Origin of the sequence: Streptomyces sp. NPDC007095 (assembly GCF_040634475.1) — a bacterium.
In the GTDB taxonomy this organism is placed as follows: Bacteria; Actinomycetota; Actinomycetes; order Streptomycetales; family Streptomycetaceae; genus Streptomyces.
The window spans coordinates 1-3,236 of sequence record NZ_JBEYFS010000461.1 but is presented as its reverse complement, the minus strand read 5'-3'; the positions used below and the strand labels follow the sequence as shown (position 1 = coordinate 3,236).

Below are 3,236 nucleotides of genomic sequence, written 5' to 3'. Positions count from 1 at the left end.
GGGGTCGCCGTCTCCGTGGCCTCCGTCGTGGACCTCGCCGCCCGGCGTACGCACCAGGCGGCCCGGCTGCGCGCCGAGTCGGAGATCCTCTCCTTTCTCGCGGGCAGTGTGCTGCGCGGCGAGACCAGCCTGGAGGCCCTGCTGGAGCGGGTCCGGGAGACCTTCGGCATGGAGTCGGTCGCCCTGCTGGAGCGGGCCGGCGACGTCGACCCGTGGACGTGCGCGGGCAGCGTGGGCCCCCTGTCACCGAAGCGGCCCGAGGACGCGGACGTGGACATGCCCGTCGGCGACCACATGGCGCTCGCGCTCTCCGGACGCGTGCTGCCCGCCTCCGACCGCCGGGTGCTCGCCGCCTTCGCCGCCCAGGCCGCGGTCGTCCTGGACCGCCAGCGCCTCCAGCACGAGGCCGACCAGGCCAAGGAGCTGGCCGAGGGCAACCGCATCCGTACCGCGCTGCTCGCCGCCGTCAGCCACGACCTGCGGACCCCGCTGGCCGCGATCAAGGCCGCCGTGTCCTCGCTGCGGTCCGACGACGTGGCCTGGTCGGAGGAGGACCGGGCGGAGCTCCTGGAGGCGATCGAGGAGGGCGCCGACCGGCTCGACCACCTGGTGGGCAACCTGCTCGACATGTCCCGCCTGCAGACCGGCACGGTCACCCCGCTGATCCGCGAGATCGACCTCGACGAGGTGGTCCCGATGGCGCTGGGCGGCGTACCCGAGGGCAGTGCCGAGCTGGACATCCCCGAGACGCTGCCCATGGTCGCCGTCGACCCCGGTCTGCTGGAGCGCGCGGTGGCCAACCTCGTCGAGAACGCCGTCAAGTACAGCCCCGCCGACGAACCGGTCCTGGTGTCCGCGAGCGCCATGGCGAGCCGGGTGGAGGTACGGGTGGTGGATCGCGGCCCCGGCGTCCCCGACGAGGCCAAGGACCGCATCTTCGCGCCCTTCCAGCGCTACGGTGACGCTCCCCGCGGCGCGGGCGTCGGCCTCGGCCTCGCGGTCGCCCGCGGCTTCGTCGAGGCGATGGGCGGCACACTGAACGCCGAGGACACGCCTGGCGGCGGACTCACCATGGTGCTCACGGTTCGGGCGGTGGACAGCCTGCCCGACCTGGCCACGGCAACAGCAGAAAGGCAGGCTTCATGACCAGGGTGCTCGTGGTCGATGACGAGCCGCAGATCGTACGTGCCCTCGTGATCAACCTGAAGGCACGGCACTACGAGGTCGACGCGGCCGCCGACGGCGCCGGCGCGCTCCAGCTCGCCGCCGCCCGCCATCCCGACGTCGTCGTCCTCGACCTCGGGCTGCCCGACATGGACGGCGTAGAGGTGATCAAGGGGCTGCGCGGCTGGACCCGGGTGCCGATCCTGGTGCTCTCGGCCCGGCATTCCTCGGACGAGAAGGTCGAGGCGCTCGACGCGGGCGCCGACGACTACGTCACCAAGCCCTTCGGCATGGACGAACTGCTGGCCCGGCTGCGCGCCGCCGTGCGCCGCGCGGAGCCGACCGGGGGCGGCGAGGACGACGTCGTCGTCGACACCGAGGACTTCACGGTCGATCTGGCCGCCAAGAAGGTCAACCGGGAGGGACGGGACGTACGGCTCACCCCCACGGAGTGGCACCTGCTGGAGGTGCTGGTGCGCAACACCGGCCGCCTGGTCAGCCAGAAGCAGCTGCTCCAGGAGGTGTGGGGACCGTCGTACGGCACCGAGACGAATTATCTGCGGGTCTACATGGCACAGCTGCGCCGCAAGCTGGAGGTGGACCCCTCGCATCCTCGGCACTTCATCACGGAGCCGGGGATGGGATACCGGTTCGAGAAGTAGTCCCTGCGGGAAGGGGTACAGGGAAAGCAGGGATGCAGGAAGGGCACAGGTGCGCGAAGGAGCACTGTCGGGCGTACACGTTCATCCGACGTCAGTGCTCCCCGGTACGCTTTCGGTATGAGTGCTGTTCCTCGTTCCGAAAAGCCGGCGGGCCGGTTCCGGCGCATGATCGACCGGCTCTCCTCGTCCCAGGAGGACCTGGAGTCCGAGGAACTGCGCGAGGACTCCGAGACCGCGGGCTGTACGCGGATCGGTGACTGCCACGACCGACAGATCGTCACGGTTACTGGTACCTTGCGCACGGTCACTCTGCGCCCACGGGCCGGAGTCCCGGCCCTGGAGGCCGAGCTGTTCGACGGTTCGGCCGCCCTGGACGTGGTCTGGCTCGGCAGACGCTCCATCGTGGGCATAGAACCGGGACGCAAGTTGATCGCCTCGGGCCGGATTTCGATGAGCCGGGGCCGTAGGGTGCTGTTCAATCCGAAGTACGAACTCAGACCCCTTGGACGGGAGTAGCCGGTGACGTCGCTCGACAAGCCGACCGAAGACGCCCAGGACGCCCAGCAGGATGCGCGGGCGGTGACCGAGGCCGCACTCTTCGAGGCGTTCGGCGGCGTGCGGGGCATGGTCGAGACGGTGGTGCCCGGCCTGCTCTTCGTCACCATCTTCACGATCAACAAGAACCTGCACTGGTCGGCGGTCGCCGCCCTCGCGGTGTCCCTGCTGCTGGTCGTGGTCCGCCTCGCGATGCGGGACACCGTCAAGCACGCCTTCAGCGGCGTCTTCGGCGTCGCGTTCGGTGTGGTCTTCGCGATGATGACGGGCAACGCCAAGGATTTCTATCTGCCGGGCATGCTCTACACGCTCGGCCTGGCCGTCGCGTACATCGTGACGACCCTCGCGGGCGTGCCTCTGATCGGTCTGATCCTCGGCCCGGTCTTCAAGGAGAACCTCTCCTGGCGCACCCGCAACCCCGGCCGCAAGAAGGCGTACGCGAAGGCCAGTTGGGCCTGGGGCCTGATCCTGCTCGCCAAGTGCGCGATCCTCTTCCCGCTCTACTGGTGGGCCAACACAGCGCAACTGGGCTGGGTCCTGATCGCGTTGAAGATCCCGCCCTTCCTGCTTGCCGTCTGGCTCACCTGGGTGTTCCTGGCAAAGGCCCCTGCCCCCATCGACGTGTTCGCCGAGATGGAGGCGGAGGAGCAGGCCGAGAAGGAGCGCAAGGCCGCCCTCGCGAACGAGTCCGGTGACGAGGCCACGGCCGGCCGTCACCGCCGCGACGCGTAGCGGTTTCCCGTACGAGGTAGTTCCCGCTACCACGTAGTTCCCCGTACGACGCAGGGGGCGCCCCGGTGCGAGCCGGTAGTCCACGGAGACGACGACCGCGCCGAACTCGTCGAGCCATTCCAG

General features: G+C 69.8%; 4 protein-coding genes. All 4 read left to right on the top strand.

What is annotated here, in order from left to right; genetic code table 11:
- Positions 1-1,146 (top strand): ATP-binding protein (locus ABZ656_RS57270; protein WP_360280579.1); only part of this gene is annotated, 1,146 nt, incomplete at its 5' end.
- Entirely contained in the window at positions 1,143-1,826 is a 684-nt protein-coding gene (locus tag ABZ656_RS57265; protein ID WP_054237129.1) for a response regulator, read from the top strand. The genes ABZ656_RS57270 and ABZ656_RS57265, both read left to right, overlap by 4 nt.
- 117 nt (positions 1,827-1,943) lie before the next feature.
- Complete coding sequence (locus tag ABZ656_RS57260; RefSeq protein WP_079090087.1) at positions 1,944-2,342, top strand: OB-fold nucleic acid binding domain-containing protein; 399 nt, start codon at positions 1,944-1,946, stop codon at positions 2,340-2,342.
- Positions 2,343-2,345: 3 nt separating this feature from the next.
- Entirely contained in the window at positions 2,346-3,113 is a 768-nt protein-coding gene (locus tag ABZ656_RS57255) for a DUF3159 domain-containing protein (RefSeq protein WP_101401172.1), read from the top strand.
- The last annotated feature ends 123 nt before the right edge of the window (positions 3,114-3,236 follow it).